The sequence below is a fragment of the Actinocatenispora comari genome (assembly GCF_017312725.1).
Taxonomy (GTDB): Bacteria; Actinomycetota; Actinomycetes; order Mycobacteriales; family Micromonosporaceae; genus Actinocatenispora; species Actinocatenispora comari.
The window spans coordinates 59,468-78,231 of record NZ_BOPO01000064.1 but is presented as its reverse complement, the minus strand read 5'-3'; the positions used below and the strand labels follow the sequence as shown (position 1 = coordinate 78,231).

Genomic DNA, 18,764 nt, shown 5'->3' with positions numbered 1-18,764 from the left:
TGTGCTCCCGGGTGGCACGGCACGGCGGATCGGATCAGAGGATTGGCCGTACGGCGACCGGGCGGTGCTGCTGCCGGGGCGGCTGTGCCGACACGCGGCAACCGAGCCGAGGAACCCGGGCGGAACGCCGCGCAGCGGCGGCAGCCACGGTCGCTCAGACGACCGGGCAACAGATGGCGCTGTGCACGCGGCAGTGGTCGACGTGACGTCGCACCACCAACCTGCGCTGCACCGCGGCACTCATACCGCAAAGCTTCCCATGCCGAACATTCGCCGGAAAGTCCACAGTGACCCGCGTCTCTGCCGGCGTCACCGGCCGAGCGCCGTTCGCGACACGGCGCGGGTCAGCCATCGGAGCCACCGAGCCGGGCGGCGACCTCGGTGCGGGAGGACACCGCCAGCTTGCGCAGGATGTTCGACACGTGCACGGCCGCCGTCTTCGGCGAGATGTGCAGCGTGTGGGCCAGTTCGGCGTTGGTCAGCCCGGCCGCGATCAGCCGCGCCACCTCGCGCTCCCGGCGGGTCAGCGCGTCCGCGGAGTCGGCCGTGGCGGTCACGGATCCGGTCAGGCCGAGCTCGGCGCGTACCGCGGTCAGCTGGCCGACCCGCCACCCGCCCCAGCGGCACAGCTTCCGGCCCGCCACCTCGGCCTCCCGGCGCGCCTCGTCCGGCCGGCCGAGCGCGAGCAGGCAGCGGGCGGCGCCGACGTTCGCGGTGGCACCGACCGACGGCAGCAGCAGCGGCGCGTCGGCGACCGCCCGGTAGCCGTCCAGCGCCTGGGCGTACCGCTGGTGCGCCTCGTCCACCTGCGCGTCGACCAGCTGCCGGTGCGGCGGCCACGACTCGGCGGTGAACAGGTCGGCGTGCAGCTGGTCGACCCGGGACAGCGGCAGGTCGGCGAACAGCGCGGCCGAGATCAGGTCGTGCGCCTGCTCCCCGTCCCGCCAGGACTGCTTGGTCAGCGCCACCTGGTACTCGTCCAGCCACGTGTTCAGGTCCGGATCACCGCGCCGGGCGGCCAGGTGGAACGCCAGCCCCGGCACCGCGGTGGCCACCATCTGCGGCTGTGCGCGCAGCTCACCGAGCACCGCGGCGGCGTCGTCCAGGCGCCCCGCCTCCAGGTAGAGCCCGGTCAGGAAGTGGCCGTGGTAGTCGGCGCGGCGGCCGCGTCGCCGCCAGCCGCGGTTGAGCCGGCGGCCCGCCTCCAGCGCCTCGATCGCACCGGTGAGGTCGCCCTCGCGGGTGGCCAGCCGGGCCCGGCCGGAGTAGTACGCGGCGACGGCCATCTGCTCGAAGCCGGCGCGCTCGGCGTCGATGCGCATCCGCTCCAGCAGCCGGCCGTGGTCGGCCGGCAGCGACGGCGGCAGGTCCTGGATCAGGTAGTTGAGCGCGCGGGCGGCCAGCACCCACTCGCCGCACTGTTCCGCCTCGTCCACCAGGTCGGCGAGGATCGCCCAGCCGTCCGGGGCGGTGTCGGCCCGGTCGGTCATGGTGGCGCCCTTCTCCACCAGCGCGGCCAGCCGCAGCCTCGGCAGGTCCAGCTCGGTGGCGAGGGCGATCGCCCGGTCGGCCCACTCGATGGTCGCGGCGTCGTCCTGGACGGCCGCCATCGCCTGCGCGAGCGCCGTCATCGCCCGGGCCGCCTCGGGGCCCGGCGCCAGGCCGGCGACGAGCTGCTCGACCTGGCGGGCCGCCTCCCGCGTCTCGGCGATCTCGCCGGCGTCAAACGCCGCCCGGGTCAGCAGGTGCAGCGCGTCGATCCGGTCGGTGACCGTGACCGCATGGTCCCGCCACGCGCGGGCGTACCGGACCGCCTCGTCGAGCAGGTTGACCAGCCAGGCGGCGCGGGCGGCGTAGGACAGCAGCTCGACGTCGTCGGGTACCTCGTCCAGCCCGGTCTCGGCCAGTTGCAACGCCTGGTAGGCGGAGCCGATCGACAGGTACAGCGGGGCACCGCGGCGGGCCGCGGCGACGACGTCGTCGTACCGGCCGGCGGCGGAGGCGTGGTGGGCGATCAGCGCCGGGTCCGCGTCGTCGTCGGTGAGCAGCACCTCCAGCGCCGACTCGTGCATCCGGCGACGCTGCCGGGCCAGCATCGCGCCGGTGATCGACTCGCGCACCAGGGCGTGCCGGAAGCTGAACTCGTCCTCTCCGGACTCGACCAGTACGCCGGACTCGACCAGCTCGCGCAGCGCGCCGATCAGCGTGTCCTCGTCGGTACCGGTGACCGCGGCGAGCAGGTCGAACGGGATCCGGTAGCCGAGCACCGCGGCCGCCTCGACCAGGTGCCGGGCGTCGGCCGGGAGCGCCTCGACCTGCCGGCGCAGCGCCTCGGCGAGGCTCCACGGCAGCGGCGCGTCACCGAGCGACTCGACGTCGTCGGGCGCCGACCGCAGCAGCTCCTCCAGGAAGAACGGGTTGCCGCCGGTGCGGTGGTGCAGCGCGGCGATGGTCCGGTACGAGGCGGGGCGGCCGGCGGCGGAGGCGACGAACGCGGCGGTGTCGGCCTCGGTGAGCCGGCCCAGCCGAAGGTGGGTGAGGGTGTGCCGGCGCTCCATCCGGGCCAGCAGGGCGCCGATCGGCTGGCGCACCGACACCTCGTCCGGCCGGTACGTGCCGATCAGCAGGCGCGGGCCGTCCTGCTCGGCGAGCCGCTCGAACAGGGCGGCGCTCTCCGAGTCGGCCCAGTGCAGGTCCTCGAAGACGATCACGGCGGGCGCGTCGCCGATCTGGCCGGAGAGCAGGGTCAGGCCGGTGTGCAGCCGTTCCACCGGGCTGCGGTGCGGGTCGGTCAGCTCGTCCAGCATCGCCTCGGACACGCCCGGCCGCCCGTCGATCGCGTCCAGCAGCACCTCGTAGGGCCGGGACAGCGAGCCGGGCTCGGCGTGCCCGATGAAGATCTTGGTGTCGGTCGGCAGGCCGAGGGTCAGCTCGGCGACCAGCCGGGTCTTCCCGATACCGGGCTCCCCGGCGATGACGACCACCTCGGACCGGCCTGCTGTGGCGAGCTCCGCCAGCCGACGAAGCTCGCCGTCCCGGCCGACCATCATCGGACCGTTGCCATCCCACCCGCGCACGGATCCACAGTAGCCGTGCTCCGCGCCGCCGGCTGCCGGCGCGTACGACGGTGAGCGCCCCGCTTGCGCGCGGCGAACAGACGGGCCCGGCCGGCGGCCTCCAGATGATCCTGCTGGTAGCCGTTGGCCAGGTCGAGCAGTACTTCGGGGTTGCTGTACATGGTTCCTCCCACCAGTCATCAGGTACGTGTCGATCCTGCGCTGGTAAGGAGCCACCCACATCGGCATCGATTACCTATCTTTGCCCCGGCCAGATACCTAGATCCACACCACGACGCCGCTAGGCATACCTACCGCCACCCGCCGAGCCCTAGGTATACCTAGCCGCCCGGATACAACGTCGAGATCCACACGTGGTGCAGCGTGTCGACCAGCACCGCACGGTCGTCGAACGGTGGCACGCCGCACGCGGCCAGGTAGTACAGCCGCTCGCCCAGCCAGGTGAGCGAGGCGGCGACGGCGGTCACGTCGGTACCGGCGAGCCGGCGCATCGCCTCCGGATCAGCCTGGATCCGCTCCGCGGCGGCGGCGGTGAACGTCGCCATCTGGCCCAGCCACAGCTCGCGCAGTTGCGGGTCGGAACCCCAGCTCTCGACGATCGCGCGGAGCACGCCGGCGTTGTCCAGCCACAGCGTGGCGCCGGCGTCGATCCCGGCCCGCAGCGCCGCCCGCGGGTCGACCGGTGCGGCAGTGCCGGGCTCGGTCCAGGGTTGGGCGGCCTGGTGGCCGGCGCCGACCGCGCGGCGCACCAGTTCGGCCAGCGCCGCCTGCTTGCCGGCGAAGTAGAAGTAGAAGCTCGCCCGGGAGACGCCGGCCGCGGCGATGATCTCGGCCACGCTGAGCGACTCGAAGGTGCGCTCCCGGAGCAGGTCGCGGAACGCGTCGAGGACGCGTTCACGAAGCTCGGGCGCGTTGGCGGCGGGTTCGTCACGGCGGGCACTCACCCCGGCAACCCTACCGGATCGTACGTCTGGACATCATGACTGAACACTATGTATGGTCATCGCCATGACACAACTAGCCGTACATCTCGTGGTCGACGATCCGCAGGCCGCGGCCGAGTGGTACGGGCAGGCGCTCGGCGCGCACGAGACGAGCCGGGTCGACCTGCCCGACGGCCGGCCGCTCACGGTGGAGCTGCGACTGGGCGACACCGTCCTGGCCGTCGCGGGCGAGGCGCCGGCCGCCGGCATGCGCACGCCGGCGGCGCTCGGCGGTACCCCGACCGCGTTCCACCTGGCGGTGCCCGACGTGGACGCCGCCTGGCACCGGGCGCTGGCCGCCGGCGCGACGGAGTTCGAGGCGCCGCACGATGCGTTCTGGGGCGACCGGACCGCGCAGTTCCTCGACCCGTCCGGGCACCGCTGGGCCCTCGACCAGCACCTCCGGGACGTCCCGGCGGACGAGCTCGCCGCGCACGTGGCGGCGATGTTCGGGTGAGGTACCGCACCTTCGGCCCGACCGGGCTGCGCGTCGCCGAGCTCGTACTGGGTGCGATGACGTTCGGCGAGCAGGGCGGCGTCGGCGCCCCGCCGGCCGAGTGCCGCCGGATCCTCGACGCGTACGCAGACGCCGGCGGCAACGTGATCGACACGGCGATCAACTACCGGGGTGGCGCCAGCGAGCAGATCGTCGGCGAACTCCTGGCCCGGCGCCGGGACCGGTTCGTGCTCGCCACGAAGTACACCGTCACCCGGGACGCCACCGACCCCAACGGCGGCGGCAACCACCGCAAGAACCTGCGGCTGTCGCTGGAGACCAGCCTGCGCCGGCTGCGCACCGACCACGTCGACATCTACTGGGTGCACCTGTGGGACCGGCACACGCCGATCGAGGAGACCGTGCGTGCCCTGGACGACGCGGTCGCCGCCGGCAAGGTGCTCTACGTCGGCATCTCCGACGCGCCGGCCTGGGTGGTCGCCCGCGCGAACACCCTGGCGCAGTGGCGCGGCTGGACCGGCTTCGCCGGCCTGCAGGTGCCGTACAGCCTGCTCCAGCGCGACGCCGAACGCGAGCTGCTGCCGATGGCAGCGGCGTTCGGGCTGGCCGTGACCGCGTGGAGCCCGCTGGGCGGCGGGGTGCTCTCCGGCAAGTACGACGCGCCGGAGGCGCCGGCGCGGGGCCGGCTCGACCCGGGCTCGATCGACCGGCACGACCTGGACGTCGCGCGGGTGGTGCGGTCGGTGGCCGACGAGCTGGGGGCCACCCCGGCGCAGGTCGCGCTGGCCTGGATCCGCCAACGCTCCCCCACGGTACTGCCGATGATCGGCGCCCGCACCACGGAGCAGCTGGTCGACAACCTCGGGTGTCTCGACGTCTCGCTCGAACCCGAACAGCTGCGACGGCTGACGGCCGCGACCGGGTTCGCGCCCGGTTTCCCGACCGAGTTCATCGAGCAGACGACGCCGTGGGTCTTCGGCGCGGCGGCGATCTGACGAGACCGCGGATCGCCCGCCAGGGCTCCCGGGCACCTCGACGGCTGAGCGCCCGCCAGGACTCCCCGGGCGCCTCGACGGCTGAGCGCCCGCGGGGCTCCCCGGCCGCCTCGACCGGGGAGCGCCGCGGCCTCAGCCCACCCGGTACGCGTCGGTGACGGTGCGGGTGAGGGTCGATCCGGCCGCGTCGGCGGTGGCCAGCCGCAGCGAGACCGCGGTACCGCTGGCGGCGGGTGGCAGCGTGACCCGGTAGCGGCCGTGGCCCAGCGCGGTGACCGGTGCCGACCGGTAGCTGGCGCCGTCGACGCTGGTCGCGGCGGTCAGGCCGGTCGCCGGTACCGCGGCCACGCCGGACACGTGCCCGACCGTGACGACGGCGGTGGCGCCACCCGTGGCGACCGTGCCCGGCAACCGCGCGGTGAGCGTCAGCAGCGGCAGTACCGTCGGGTCGGCGCCGGCCGCGTCGCAGCTCCAACCGGCCGGCAGCGGTCCGCCGGCACCGGCGGCCGAGGCCACCGTGTAGGTCGACCGCACGGTGCTCGCGGTCGTGAAGCCCAGCGCCGCCCGCCGCACCGTCTGCTCGATCCGGTACCGGTGTGCTGGCGCCGGCACCGTCGCGGTCACCGACCCGGTGTCCGCCACGTCCGCCACCGGCACCCCGTCCGCGGTCACCGTGAGGTGCTCGTAGCCGGTGGTGTCACCGGGCGAGACGGAGCCGCTGTGGTCCGGGTCGGCGTCGAGTTCCTCGGCCAGCGACAGCGACAGCTGGTCGGCGGTGCGGCAGGCCACCGCGTACGGCCGGGGGAACGGGCTGCCTGCGGCGAAGCCGGACCCGAGCGCCGGCGCGAACCACCGCACCGGGTAGCGGCGGCCGGCCCGGTAGCGCACCGGCACCGAGTCCATCCCGTCGCCGGTGCCGGTCGTGGCGTCGGCGGTGCGGTACACGCTCGCCACCCACCGCACGTCGGCCGGCCCGTACAGGTGGTCGACGTGCCGGGTGGCGGCGACCGGCGGGTCGATCTCCTCGGCGCCGCGCAGGTCCGGGTAGACCGGGCCGCGACCGTACGAGACGCCGCCGGCGCTGCCGTCGGCCGGCACAGTGTCGACCACCGTGGCGAACTCGTCGCGGGCGGGCGCGCGATGCAGGTCGGCGGGTACGCCGCGCAGCCACTCGGCGGTCAGGTGGTAGTCGTCCCCGCCGGCGCCCGTCCGGTGCTCGTACGCGTCGAGCTCCAGCACGCCGTGCGCGGGCCGCGGCGTCGGCTGCACCCGTACCTGCCCCTCCTCGGCATACGAGTACGCGATGCCGGGCGGGGCCTCGTGCGTCCCGTCGGTGGTGACCACGTCCATCCCGACCGACACCAGGGTCGAGGCGTCCGGGGTGGTGAAGCCGGCGGTCGCGGTGGCGTCGTCCGCGTCCAGCGCCGCCGTCTGGCCGTCGCCGGTCACCGCGTAGTCGGCGGCGATCGGCACGTACTCGGCGCCGAACCCACCGGACGCGTTCGCGGTCACCACGTCGCCGACCATCAGGTAGTGGCCGGCCGGTACGGAGATCTTCGCGTCGGCGTTCGGGCCGATCGGCACGTACCGGCTGAAGGCACGGCTGTCGTCGGCGTCGGTGACCAGTACCGCCATGCCGAGTACGGTGCTGCCGGCTGGCGGGGTGAGCCGCACGGTCAGCGTGTGCATCGGGAAGTGCGGCTCGGCGACCGCACCGGCGACGTCGGAAAGCGTCATCCGGCGCAGCCCCGGTACCGGGGTCCCGGCGGCGCGCGCGCCGGCCGGGTCGCGCCGGATCGCGGCCCGCAGCGCGGCGCCGAACGTCGCCGGTGAGCGCAGCTCGCCCCGGGTGGCGGAGTCGGCGTGCACGCCGGGCACCGCGCGGCGGGTACCGGTGAAGCTCAACGTCACCGGCAGCGCGGCGGCGCCGCGCCGGGCCAGCGCGGCCACGTCGAACAGGCTCAGGTCGAGCCCCCGGCCCAGGTAGGGCGTCGCCTCCGGCGGCACCGCGTACACGTGGCCGCCGGCGGTGACGACCGACAGCGGGGTGTGGTCGCCGGGCAGCCGGCTCACCCGTGACAGGCCGCCGGTGCGGCGCACCCGGATCCGTTCCCCGGTCGGCAGCTGCACGATCGTCCCGGCCGCGGTCGACGCCGCCGCGGACCCGGCGCGCGCCGGCCCTGCGGTCGGGGCGGGTTCCCGGGTCGCGGTCGGGGTGGGCGCCGCCGAGGCGGGACCGGCCCCGACCGCGGCGGCCGGTACCGTCGCGGCGAGGGTGGCGGCGATCGCCACGGTGAGCCGGACCGGCGCCACGCCGACCGATCGCGGCCGCCGGCCGGGCAGCATCCCGGCCGGCGTCATCGGACGCGACATCAGAACAGCTTCGGGTTGCCGGTGACGTCGACGGTGACCGCCGTCGACCGGTACAGGCTGCCGACCGGCAGGTGCTTCGCGTCCCCGATCGACTTGTGCACGGTCTGCCGCTCGCCGAGGAACTCGCCGGTCCGGGCGTCGAAGACGATCTCCTGCTGCATGATCCCGTACGGGCTGAGCTTGGACACCGAGACGCCCTTGCGGCCGTTGATCTCGGCGCTCGTCGAGGTCAGCGTGATGCCCGGGATCAGCTTCACCGCCCGGTAGAGCGACGCGCGCAGGTCGGCGGGCACGATGCCGCTGGCCAGCGCGTCCGCGATGGACAGGAACGCCAGGGTCGGCCGGTCCGCCTTGGCCAGTGAACTGTCCTGCTGCGCCGCCTCGATCGCGGCGAGCAGCTTCCGCGGGTCCCGGGGCTGCTTCGCCAGGAACGCCGGCGTGGGCAGGTCCCACTCGGGCTGGTGGGAGGACACCGCCGGTTCGCCGGGCGGGGTGGTCTCCCGCTGCCCGTAGTGGCCGCTGGCCAGCGAGACCTCCTTGTGCAGCGCGTCCGGCTCGGCGGCGCGCACCTTCCGCTCGTCCGCGGCGCTGGGGAACTTCCAGTCCAGCGGGCCCGCGTCGCGCCACCACCAGACACCGTCCGCGCTCGCCGGCTGCCAGAGCTCCACCCGGATCTTGACGAGGAAGCGCACCCCGGCGACGGTCTCGGCGTTCCAGCTGTCGGTGGTCACGTGCCGGTACTGGCCGCGGCCGAGAACCGGGTCGCCGGCCTTGGCGGTGTGGTCGGCGGCGAGGCTCAGCGCCGCCCCCGGTGTCGTCACCGTCGCCGTACCGGCGGAGTGGCTGCCGGCCGCGCCGGGCGGCGGCGTGGACCCGTGGTTCGCGCCGGTCGCGACGACGACGCCGGCACCGACGGCCACCGCGGCGGCCCCGGCGACACCGATCGCGAGCCGCCGGACCAGCGCCGAGCGCCAGGACAGCGACCGGCGCGGGCGGGCCGGCGCGGGATCCGCGGCGGCGATCCGGCTGGTCAGCAAGGTGCGCGCGGCGCTCAGCGCCTGCGGCGTCGGGTCGGGCAGCTCGGCGCGCAGCCGCCGCAGTGGGTCGAGGTCGTCCATCTCAGTCTCCTTGTGGGGTGGGGGCGGCGGCACGGATGCGGGCGCGGGCGCGGTGCAGCCGGGACCGCACCGTGCCGACCGGGATGTCCAGCGCCGCGGCGACCTCGGGGTAGCTCAGCTCGCCCCAGGCCACCAGCAGCAGCACCTCCCGCTCGGGGTACGCCAGCTGGGCCAGCGCCCCGGCGAGCCGGCTCGCGGCGACCCCGGCATCGACCGCGTCGGCGACCCGGCCGGCGTGGTCCGCGGCGACCGGGTCGACCCCGGTCCGCGCCCACGCCTGGTACTGCCGGGTCTCCTCGCGGTACCGCCGGCGCAGCAGGTTGCCGGCGATGCCGTACAGCCAGGGTCGGGCGTCGGGCCGGGTGCGGTCGTAGCTGCCGCGCCGCTCGTACGCGACCAGGAAGGTCTGCGCGAGCAGGTCGTCAGCGGGACCGGTACCGGCCCGGCGGGCCAGGTAGCGGTGCAGTGCGACGGCGTGCCGGTCGAACAGCGCGGCGAAGTCGGCCAGGATCAGGTCGGCGTCCGTACGCTCCGCTGCCGGTTGCGACACCCCCACGCGGGCATCGTGCTCCAACTCGTGTCGTGACGTCACACCTGCTGTTGCCCGAACCCGCGGAAACGGTTCCCGGCGGCGGTCAGCGCCGGGGCAGCGGGATGGCGAGCGCCGCCTCGGTACCGGGGCCGGGGGTGCGCGGACGCAGCTCGATGGTGCCGCGCAGCTCGCCGGTGACCAGGGTACGGACGATCTGCAGGCCGAGCCGGTCGCTGCCGTCCAGGACGAACCCGTCCGGCAGCCCGGCGCCGGCATCGCAGACCGTGACGTCGACCTGCCGACGACGCCGCCGCGCGGACACCACCACCTCGCCCGACCCGCCGGCCGGGTAGGCGTGCTCGGCGGCGTTCTGCAGCAGCTCGTTGAGCACCATCACCAGCGGCGTGGCCACCTCGGCCGGCAGTACCCCGAAGCTGCCCTCGCGCCGGAACACCACCTTGGACTCGGCCGCGGCGACCTCGCCGGCCATCGACGCGACCCGGTCGACGATCGTGTCGAACTCGACCGCCTCGTCGGAGGTGAACGACAGCGTCTCGTGCACCAGCGCGATCGACGCGACCCGGCGTACCGACTCCTCCAGCGCGGCGCGGGCCTGCGGCACGGACCGCCGGGCCTGCAGGCGAAGCAGCGCGGCGACGGTCTGCAGGTTGTTCTTCACCCGGTGGTGGATCTCGCGGATGGTGGCGTCCTTGGTCAGCAGCGCGCGGTCGCGCCGGCGTACCTCGGTGACGTCGCGGACCAGCACCAGCGCGCCGGCCGGGGTGCCCTCGGGCAGCAGCGGCAGCGCCCGCATCAGCACGCTCGCGCCGCGCGCGTCGATCTCCTTGCGGGCCGGGCCCTGCCCGTCCAGCGCGGTCAGGATGCGTTCGGTGGCCTCGCTGCCCTCCAGCGGATCGTCGGCGAGCCGGCCGGTCAGCGCCGCCAGGTCCTCGCCGATCAGGTCGCCGGGCAGCCCCATCCGGCGGTACGCGGACTGCGCGTTCGGGCTCGCGTACACCGCCTTGCCCTGCTCGTCCAGGCGGACCAGCCCGTCACCGATCCGCGGCGCCGAGGTGGTCTCGCCCGGATGGTGGGTGGGCGGGAACGTGCCCTGGGTCAGCATCAGCGCCAGGTCGTCGGCGAGCCCCAGGTAGTTGAGCTCCAGCTTGCCGGGCGTACGCGCATCGGACAGGTTGGTGTCGCGCCCGACCACCGCGATGATCTCGTCGCTGCCGAGCCGGCGCACCGGGATCGCCTCGTGCCGGGCCGGGGTGTCGCCGTACCAGACCGGGTCGCCCTCGCGCCAGATCCGGCGCTCGTCCCGGGCGATGCCCAGGTGCGCGAAGTCCGGCGCGCCGGCCTCCCGCCCCACCTGGTCGTCCTGGTACGCGGTGGGCGCGGTCGTCGGCCGCACCTGCGCCACGCACCGGAACCGGCCGTGCGCGGTCGGTACCCACAGCAGCAGGTCGGCGAAGGACAGATCGGACAGCAGCTGCCAGTCACCGGCCAACCGGTGCAGATGCTCGATGTCCGCCGGCGCGAGGTCGGTGTACTCCTCGACCAGGTCTCGCAGTGTCGACACGCGACCAGCCTAGGGCGTGCGCCGGCTCACCCGCCGCGCCCACGCGTCGCGGGCCGGGCTCGGGGCGGCCGTACGGCGCCTACGGGCGGGGCCGGGCGATGCCTGCCGGTGGCCGGCGCGCCGGTCGGTAGGGTCGCCGCATGACCGACTGGGCTGCCGTGGTGACGGCCGACTTCCCCGTACCCGACGATCTCGACGCGGCCGTCGCGGACCTGCTCGAACTGCTCGCCTCCCCCGATCCGGAGGTACGCGACTGGCAGGCCCGCGAGGTGCTGCGGCGGTGGATCGAACGCGGTGTGCTGGACGACCGGCTGGCCGTGATCGGCGACGCGATGGTCGAGCGGTTCGCCCATCCGCAGGTACAGGCGCGCACGTTCGCGCCGCTGATCCTCGCCAACAGCGTCGACCGGGCCAGCACGGCCGGGCTGCTGGATGCGGCCACCCTGGCGCGCTGGCGCTCGGCGTTCGCCGGCTGGTGGCTGACCGAGCCCGACGTACGCGGCTGGGACGACGAGCTCGGCTGGCTGCACGCCGTCGCGCACGGCGCCGACGTGGTGGTCGCGTTCGGGCGATCGCCCCGGACGACGGCGCCGGAGCTCGCCGAGCTGCTCACGCTGGTCGCCGAGCGCACCGTGGCGGCCACCGACTACCGGTACGCGCAGCAGGAGGAGGACCGGCTGGCCCGGGCGCTGGCCAGCACGCTGACCCGGCCGGAGCTGACCGAGGCGCAGGCGACCGGCTGGCTGGCGCCGATCGACCGGCTGTTCGCCACCGGCGAGCCCGGCCCGCTGCCGATCGACGCGGCGAACACGTTCGCGGTACTGCGGGCGGGCTACGTGATGGTCGACCGGCGGCCGGTGCCGCACCGGGCGGCGGTGTGCGATGCGATCGCGGCCCGGCTGCACGAGGTCTTCCCGCCGTACCCGGCGGTCCGGGAGCCGCTGGAGCCGGGTGTCGCCACCGACCGCTGACCGCGGCCCGGGAATAGTTGCGAGATCAACGACTTTGTGTGGGGTATGAGCGAACGCATGCCCGTGCTGTACCTGGGGCACGGCGCCCCGCCGCTGGCCGACGACCCGACCTGGACCGGCCAGCTCGCCGGCTGGTCCGCGACGCTGCCCCGGCCCACCGCGATCCTGATGGTCTCGGCCCACTGGGAGCAGGCGCCGCTGACGCTCGGCGCCACCAGCACGGTGCCGCTGACCTACGACTTCTGGGGCTTCCCCGAGCGCTACTACCAGGTGCGCTACGCCGCGCCGGGCGCGCCGGACCTGGCCGCGAAGGTACGCCGGCTGGTCGGTTCGGCCTACCCGACCCGGGACGAGCCGGAGCGGGGCCTGGACCACGGCGCGTACGTGCCGCTGGTCGAGATGTACCCGGACGCCGACGTGCCGGTACTGCAGATCTCGATGCCGACGCTGGACCCGCGCCGGCTGTTCGAGGTCGGCCGGCTGCTCGCGCCGCTGCGGGAGGAGGGCGTGCTGATCGTCGGCTCCGGCTTCCTGACCCACAACCTGTCCTGCGTGGACTTCGGCGCCGGGGTGGACGCACCGCCCGCCTCGTTCATGACCGAGTTCGACGACTGGGCGGCCCGCGCGCTGGACGCCGGCGACGTGGACGGGCTGCTGGACTTCGCGCACCGGGCGCCGGCGCCGCGGCTCGCGCATCCGCGCAGCGAGCACTTCGCCCCGCTGTTCGTCTCGCTCGGCGCCGCCGAGGACACGGTCGCCGAGCACCGCACCCCCGTCGACGGCTTCTGGTACGGCCTGTCGAAGCGGTCCGTGCAGTTCGACTGACCGCCGGTTTGCCCCGTCTCCGTACGCTCGGCGCGTGCCCGTCCTCGCCGATCCGGCGCCGCCCGACCCGCTGCTGCTGCTCCAGCTGCTGTCGGGTCTGCTGCCGGTCGCGCTGCTGGTGGTGGGGATCGTCCTGTTGCGGCGGTGGGGAATCCGCCGGCAGCGGCGGCGCACCGAGGACCGGGCCGGGCGGCTGGCCCCGTGGGCCCGCTCGCACCGGTTCACCCTGGAGCTGGGGCCGCGGCCGGACCTGCCCGGCCGGTTTCCGGGCGTGCCGTACGTCGGCGACTCGCTCGCCGCGGTGTCCAGCCGGGTGGCGTGGCTGGTGGTGTCCGGGTGGCTGCACGGCCTGCCGCTGCACCTGTTCGAGCTGCGCTGCCGGGTGTGGCACGGCACCAAGGCCCGGCCGTACGTGTTCGCCGTCGCCGCGCTGACCCTGCCCCAGCCGGTACCGACACTGGTGATCAAGCCACGCTGGCTGCCGAACGCGCTCGGACCCGAGATGCCGCTGCCGCAACGGTTCTTCGCCGCGTTCGAGGTGCAGGTCACCGACCCGGCGTTTCGCGCCCGGGTGCTCACCCCCGGCCTGATGACCTGGTTCGTCGCCGCGCTGGCCACCGGCCACGAGCCGTGGCTGCGGTTCGAGGCGCGCCGGGTACTGTGCTGCGCGGTCGGCACGCTGCGGCCCGACTGGGCCGACGCGATGCTGTCCATGCTCCGCGGCGTGCACCGCACCCTCTGACCCGACGGAGGCCGGGGTGCGGGTCGACCGCACCCCGGCCGCCTCGATCGCCGGCTTCTCCGGTACTACTCGATGAGCCCCTGGGAGCGGAGCCAGTCGCGGGCCACGAGCACCGGTTCCTGTCCCTCGACGTCGACCTTGGCGTTGAGGGTGCGCATCACCCGGGTGGACAGCCGGGAGGCGATCTGCTTCTCGATCGTGGCGATCTGCGGGTACTTCTTGATGACCGACTCGCGGATGGTCAGCGCCGGGTTGTAGATCGGGAAGAAGTGCCGGTCGTCGGTCAGCGTGGTCAGGTGCAGCGCCGGGATCCGGCCGTCGGTGTCGAACACCTCGCCGAACAGGCAGGTGCCCTTGGCGGTCGCGTCGTACACCACGCCGGTGTCGAGCTTGTGCACCTGGTTGGCGGGTGGCTTGGGGATGCCGTAGGCCTTGAGCATTCCGGCGAAGCCGTCCACCCGGGAGTAGAACTCGGTCTCCACGCAGAACGACCGCTTCGCCGGCGGCACCTTCTTCATGTCCGACAACGACTTCAGGCCGTACTTCTTCGCGTTCGGCCCGGTGGCCGCCATCGCGTAGGTGTTGTTGAAGGTGGCGTACGACAGCCACTCGATGTGGTTGCGGGCCAGGTCCCGGGCCTTGACCGCCTGGTACTGCTTGCGCGGGTCCGGGATCGGCTTCGACTGGCCCATGTAGGTGATCCAGGCGGTACCGGTGTACTCCCAGCCCATGTCGGCCTCGCCGCGCTCGATCGCCTTGCGCGAGTTGATCGAGCCCTGCACGTTCGTCTTGTCGACGACGTCAGCGCCGGCGGCCTTGAGGGCCAACACGGTGATCTTGCCGAGCAGGATCTGCTCGGTGAAGTTCTTCGACGTCACCGACAGCGTGGCGCCGTCCAGGCTGCCCGCCTTGATCTTCTTGCCGGTCACGTCCGGCGCGAACTGGGACGCCGGGTGCAGGCCGCAACCGGTGGCGAGCAGCCCGCAGGCGGCGAGCCCGGCCGCCAGCAACCCGAGCCTGAACAACTTCGACACGGTGCCTCCTAGATCCCGCGCGGGCGCAGGTAGCGTTCGGCCAGGCTGGCCAGCCAGTCGACGAACAGGGCCAGGCAGGCGACGAGCACGCTGCCGGTGACGAGCACGTTGTAGCGCTGCAGCTGCACGCCGGTGCTGATCATCTCGCCCAGCCCGCCGGCGCCGATCAGCGACGACAGCGCCGCCACCCCGATCAGCAGCACCAACGTGGTGCGGATGCCGGCGAGGATGACCGGTACCGCGAGCGGCAGCTCGACCTTGAACAGCACCGCGGCCGAGGACATGCCGATGCCGCGGCCGGCCTCCTTGAGCGCCGGGTCGATCTGCTGCAGCCCCACCATGGTGTTGCGCAGTGACGGCAGCACCGCGTAGATCACCAGCGCCACCACCGCGACGGTGAACCCGGTCTGCCACAGCACCGCGAGCAGCACGATGATGCCGATCGCCGGCGCGCCCTGGCCGATGTTGGCCAGCGCCAGCACGATCGGCATCGCGAACCGCGCGCCGCGCCGGGACAGCAGCACCCCCAGCGGGATCGCGATCAGCAGCACGAACACGCCGGCGACCACGGTGAGCTTCAGGTGCTCCAGCAGCTTGGTCCCCAGGTACGAGAACTGCAGCGTGGTGCGCGCGTTCGCGTCCGGGTGGCTCGCGCGCACGTAGAGCCAGTCCAGCAGCAGCGCCACCACGATCAGCGCGGGCGTGCCCACCAGGTACCACTTGCGCCGCGGCTTGGGCTTGACCGCGGCGTCCGGCGCCAACTCGCCCGGGCCGGTGCGGGCGTCGGGTGCGAGTGTCATGCGCCGTCCTCTCCCGCCGCCACGCTGGCGTGCTGCTTGGCCTGCTCGCGCAGCTGCTGGATGGCGCCCTGCACGGTGTTCAGCGACACCAGCCCGATGTAGCGGCGGCGCCGGGTGACCGGGACGAAGTCGGTGTCGGAACCCAGCAGCGCCTCCAGCCCGGCCTGCAGGTCGGCCCGGCCGGAGATGGTGGTGGTGATGGGGGTGCCGTAGTCGGACACCGGGCCCTGCTTGCCGGCCAGGTCCTCGACCGTGGCCCACTGCACCGGACGCGAGTTCGCGTCGAGCACCACCGCCCACGGTTCGTCCGCTTCGGACAGTCGGGTGTGGACGGTCGAGGCGTCGTCACCGGTCTGCGCGGTGACCCCGGCGCCCAGTTCGACGTCGGCGATGCGGGTCACGTGCAGCAGCTTCATCGCCCCGCCGGTACCGATGAAGCCCCGGACGAAGTCGTTCGTCGGCCGGGCCAGGATCTCCGCCGGCTCGGCGTACTGCACGATCTTCGATCCCTCGGCGAGCACCGCGATCCGGTCGCCGAGCTTCACCGCCTCGTCGAAGTCGTGCGTGACGAACACGATCGTCTTGTGCAGCTCCTCCTGCAGGTGCAGCAGCTCGTCCTGCAGCCGGCCGCGGGTGATCGGGTCGACCGCGCCGAACGGCTCGTCCATCAGCAGCACCGGCGGGTCGGCGGCGAGCGCCCGGGCGACCCCGACCCGCTGCTGCTGACCGCCGGACAGCTGCCGCGGGTACCGGTCCCGGAACTGCGCCGGATCCAGCCCGACCAGCTCCAGCATCTCGTCGACCCGCTCGGTGATGCGGGGCTTCGCCCACTTGAGCATCTTCGGTACCAGCGCCACGTTCTCGGCGATGGTCATGTGCGGGAACAGCCCGCCCTGCTGGATGACGTAGCCGACGTGCCGGCGCAGCTGGTCGGCGGGCTGCTTGCGGGCGTCCTCGCCGCCGATCAGGATCTCCCCGGAGGTCGGTTCGATCAGCCGGTTGATCAGCTTCATCGTGGTGGTCTTGCCGCAGCCGGACGGGCCGACCAGCGCGACGATCTCGCCGGCCGGGATCGTCATCGTCACGTCCGAGACCGCCGCGCGCGACTGGCCCGGGTACTTCTTGGTCAGGTTGCGCAGCTGGATCTCGACGCCGTGCGTCGCGTTGTGCAGACCGGAGTCGTCCGCGGCCGCGGCGGCCTGCGTCGTACCGGTCGTGATGTCGTCAGCCACGGATGCCCCTCGATGTGGTGAACCGTCCGATGAGGACGAAGAAGCCGTCGAAGATGAGCGCCAGGATGATGATCCCGACGGTGCCGGCGAGCGCCGAGTTGACCGCGTTGGCGCCACCGAGGCGGGCCAGGCCGGAGAAGATCTGGTCGCCCAGGCCGGGCCCGGACACGTACGCCGCGATCGCGGCGACGCCCATGACCAGCTGCGCGGAGACCCGGATGCCGGTCAGGATCACCGGCCAGGCCAGCGGCAGCTCGATCTTGAACAGCACCCGCAGCCGGCTCATCCCCATGCCCCGCGCGGCATCGACCAGCGACGGGTCCACATTGGACATTCCGACCACCGCGTTGCGGACGATCGGCAGCAGCGAGTAGAGCACCAGCGCGATCACCGACGGCGTGACGCCCAGCCCGAACACCGGAATGAGCAGGCCGAACAGCGCGAACGACGGGATCGTGAACAGCACCGAGGCGATGCCGGTGGCGACCGCGGAGGCGGTCTTGCTGCGGTACGTGATGATCGCGATGATCAGGCCGATCGCGGTGGCGAGCACCAGGCACTGCAGCACCATGCTGGCGTGTTGGTAGGTCTCGAACCACAACAGCTCTTGGCGGTTGCGCACGTACTCCCAGAAGCTCAAGCGGTCACCGTCCTCCCTCGACGGCCGCGGCCCGCCGGGCGGGTCCGCGGGGATCCGATGGCCGGCGGCGCGTCACGGGGCGCGCGTACCGGCCGTTCGCGGCCCGTTACCGCGGCCGGCCGGCGCGGGGGCGCGACAGGTACCGGGCGCCGGCGCAACGGACCTTAACGGACGGCATACCGGGCATTTTCCTCATTTAACGCGGGAGCGCGTCGGCGCGGGCGAATCTTCGTGCCGGGACCGGCATTTCGTTACCGCCGTGTGACTTGGTTCACGACGGAAGAAACCTTCTTCAGTACCCGGAGAGCACGCGCACCAAACCTCGCCGGCGACCGGCACCAGCCGCCGCAACTCGCGATGATAGGTTAGCTTTACCTAAGTTAGATGATCTTGGGGAGGATCCCGGTGTTGCGTCGACTCGTCGTGACGCTGCTGGCGGGCACGTTGCTGCTGGCGGCCGGATGCACCAGCGACCCGGGGTCCGCCGCGTCGCCCAGCCAGCCACCCGCCGACCCGTCGTCCCACTTCCCCACCACCGTGCACACCACCCACGGCCCGGTCACCGTCGACCGGCAACCGCAGCGCGTGGTGGTACTGGAGGACCAGTTGCTGGAGACCTCGATCGCGGTCGGCGTGCACCCGGTCGGCGCGCCGGCCCCGACCACCCCGCTCGGACCGTGGACCCAGGGCCGGATCGAGCGCGCGGTCCGCACCCTCCCGATGACCGACGGCGTACCGGTGGAGAAGGTGCTGACGCTGCACCCCGACCTGATCGTCGCCCGCGACTACCTGGTCGACGCCGACACGTACGCGCAGCTGAAGAAGATCGCGCCGACGCTGGTCCTCGGCGTCGACGGCGACGGGTCCGACACCCCGGCCTGGGAGACCGACGCCCGGACGATCGGCCAGGCGACCGGGCACGTCACCGCGGCCCGGCGGGTGATCGGCTCGGTCCGCGCGAAGATCGGCCAGGCCAGGAAGGACCACCCGGCGATCGTCGGGAAGAGCTTCCAGCTGGGCAACCTGCAGAGCGCGTCCCAGTTCGTCTGCACCAACAGCGACCGGACCTCATCCGCGCAGTTCCTGCGCGCGCTCGGCCTGAAACTGGCGAAGCTGGGCGGCGCCGGCGCCGACAACCGGGTCGTGCTGTCGAAGGAACGGTTCGCCGACCTCGACGACGTCGACCTGCTGATCATGGGTTCCAGCGACGCGAAGCTCGCCCGGCAGCTCGCCGCCGACCCGCTGTTTCGCCGGGTCGGCCCGGTCCGGCAGGAGACCCTCGACCAGGTCGACCTGACCTGGGTGACCGCGTTCAACATCCCGACCGCGCTGAGCATTCCGGCGCTGCTGCACAACCTGACGCCGTACCTGCAGCGGCTCTGAGCCGACCCGGCCGCGGCGGG

General features: G+C 73.5%; 16 protein-coding genes. 6 read left to right on the top strand and 10 right to left on the bottom strand.

What is annotated here, in order from left to right; translation table 11 throughout:
- Nucleotides 1-344: 344 nt before the first annotated feature.
- Together NUM_RS18660 and NUM_RS18655 are read right to left on the bottom strand one after the other, a co-directional pair.
- Nucleotides 345-3,077, bottom strand: a complete 2,733-nt coding sequence (locus NUM_RS18660) for an ATP-binding protein (protein ID WP_225918679.1) — start codon at nucleotides 3,075-3,077, stop codon at nucleotides 345-347.
- A 320-nt stretch (nucleotides 3,078-3,397) separates the two neighbouring features.
- Nucleotides 3,398-4,021 (bottom strand): TetR/AcrR family transcriptional regulator, encoded by a 624-nt coding sequence (locus tag NUM_RS18655; protein WP_207126160.1) that lies wholly within the window; start codon nucleotides 4,019-4,021, stop codon nucleotides 3,398-3,400.
- Between the two features lie 64 nt (nucleotides 4,022-4,085).
- Here NUM_RS18655 and NUM_RS18650 point away from each other — a divergent pair, with 64 nt between their 5' ends.
- Together NUM_RS18650 and NUM_RS18645 are read left to right on the top strand one after the other, a co-directional pair.
- Nucleotides 4,086-4,517, top strand: coding sequence for a VOC family protein (locus NUM_RS18650; protein WP_207126159.1), 432 nt, complete (start codon nucleotides 4,086-4,088; stop codon nucleotides 4,515-4,517).
- Nucleotides 4,514-5,512 (top strand): aldo/keto reductase, encoded by a 999-nt coding sequence (locus NUM_RS18645; RefSeq protein WP_207126158.1) that lies wholly within the window; start codon nucleotides 4,514-4,516, stop codon nucleotides 5,510-5,512. The genes NUM_RS18650 and NUM_RS18645 overlap by 4 nt, the downstream gene beginning before the upstream one ends.
- A gap of 132 nt (nucleotides 5,513-5,644) precedes the next feature.
- Here NUM_RS18645 and NUM_RS18640 read toward each other — a convergent pair whose 3' ends face one another.
- From NUM_RS18640 to NUM_RS18625, 4 genes are all read right to left on the bottom strand, one after another.
- On the bottom strand, nucleotides 5,645-7,885 hold the full coding sequence (locus NUM_RS18640) for a hypothetical protein (protein ID WP_207126157.1): 2,241 nt from the start codon (nucleotides 7,883-7,885) through the stop codon (nucleotides 5,645-5,647).
- Nucleotides 7,885-9,003 (bottom strand): CU044_5270 family protein, encoded by a 1,119-nt coding sequence (locus NUM_RS18635; RefSeq protein ID WP_207126156.1) that lies wholly within the window; start codon nucleotides 9,001-9,003, stop codon nucleotides 7,885-7,887. The genes NUM_RS18640 and NUM_RS18635 overlap by 1 nt, the downstream gene beginning before the upstream one ends.
- Before the next feature lies 1 nt (nucleotide 9,004).
- Nucleotides 9,005-9,559, bottom strand: coding sequence for an RNA polymerase sigma factor (locus tag NUM_RS18630; RefSeq protein ID WP_207126155.1), 555 nt, complete (start codon nucleotides 9,557-9,559; stop codon nucleotides 9,005-9,007).
- Nucleotides 9,560-9,638: 79 nt separating this feature from the next.
- Entirely contained in the window at nucleotides 9,639-11,117 is a 1,479-nt protein-coding gene (locus NUM_RS18625) for a sensor histidine kinase (RefSeq protein WP_207126154.1), read from the bottom strand.
- A gap of 140 nt (nucleotides 11,118-11,257) precedes the next feature.
- Here NUM_RS18625 and NUM_RS18620 point away from each other — a divergent pair, with 140 nt between their 5' ends.
- From NUM_RS18620 to NUM_RS18610, 3 genes are read left to right on the top strand one after another with little or no spacing between them, the layout of a single operon-like run.
- Complete coding sequence (locus NUM_RS18620) at nucleotides 11,258-12,088, top strand: DUF2785 domain-containing protein (RefSeq protein ID WP_207126153.1); 831 nt, start codon at nucleotides 11,258-11,260, stop codon at nucleotides 12,086-12,088.
- Between the two features lie 57 nt (nucleotides 12,089-12,145).
- Nucleotides 12,146-12,913 carry a dioxygenase family protein gene (locus tag NUM_RS18615; protein WP_207126152.1) on the top strand — a complete coding sequence of 256 codons (768 nt, stop codon included), beginning with the start codon at nucleotides 12,146-12,148 and terminating at the stop codon, nucleotides 12,911-12,913.
- A 34-nt stretch (nucleotides 12,914-12,947) separates the two neighbouring features.
- Complete coding sequence (locus tag NUM_RS18610) at nucleotides 12,948-13,655, top strand: hypothetical protein (RefSeq protein WP_207126151.1); 708 nt, start codon at nucleotides 12,948-12,950, stop codon at nucleotides 13,653-13,655.
- 65 nt (nucleotides 13,656-13,720) lie between these two features.
- Here NUM_RS18610 and NUM_RS18605 read toward each other — a convergent pair whose 3' ends face one another.
- Genes NUM_RS18605 through NUM_RS18590 form a run of 4 tightly spaced genes read right to left on the bottom strand, consistent with a single transcriptional unit; the run spans nucleotide 13,721 to nucleotide 17,361 of the window.
- Nucleotides 13,721-14,689, bottom strand: a complete 969-nt coding sequence (locus NUM_RS18605) for a glycine betaine ABC transporter substrate-binding protein (RefSeq protein ID WP_207126150.1) — start codon at nucleotides 14,687-14,689, stop codon at nucleotides 13,721-13,723.
- An 8-nt stretch (nucleotides 14,690-14,697) separates the two neighbouring features.
- Entirely contained in the window at nucleotides 14,698-15,489 is a 792-nt protein-coding gene (locus tag NUM_RS18600; protein ID WP_207126149.1) for an ABC transporter permease, read from the bottom strand.
- The gene (locus NUM_RS18595; protein WP_370467018.1) at nucleotides 15,486-16,661 is read right to left on the bottom strand and encodes an ABC transporter ATP-binding protein; all 1,176 of its coding nucleotides are present in this window, start codon (nucleotides 16,659-16,661) and stop codon (nucleotides 15,486-15,488) included. Before NUM_RS18595 ends, NUM_RS18600 begins: the two co-directional genes overlap by 4 nt.
- Before the next feature lie 52 nt (nucleotides 16,662-16,713).
- The gene (locus NUM_RS18590; RefSeq protein WP_207126148.1) at nucleotides 16,714-17,361 is read right to left on the bottom strand and encodes an ABC transporter permease; all 648 of its coding nucleotides are present in this window, start codon (nucleotides 17,359-17,361) and stop codon (nucleotides 16,714-16,716) included.
- A 384-nt stretch (nucleotides 17,362-17,745) separates the two neighbouring features.
- On the opposite strand from NUM_RS18590, the gene NUM_RS18585 reads away from it, so the two are divergent.
- On the top strand, nucleotides 17,746-18,744 hold the full coding sequence (locus NUM_RS18585; protein ID WP_207126147.1) for an ABC transporter substrate-binding protein: 999 nt from the start codon (nucleotides 17,746-17,748) through the stop codon (nucleotides 18,742-18,744).
- The last annotated feature ends 20 nt before the right edge of the window (nucleotides 18,745-18,764 follow it).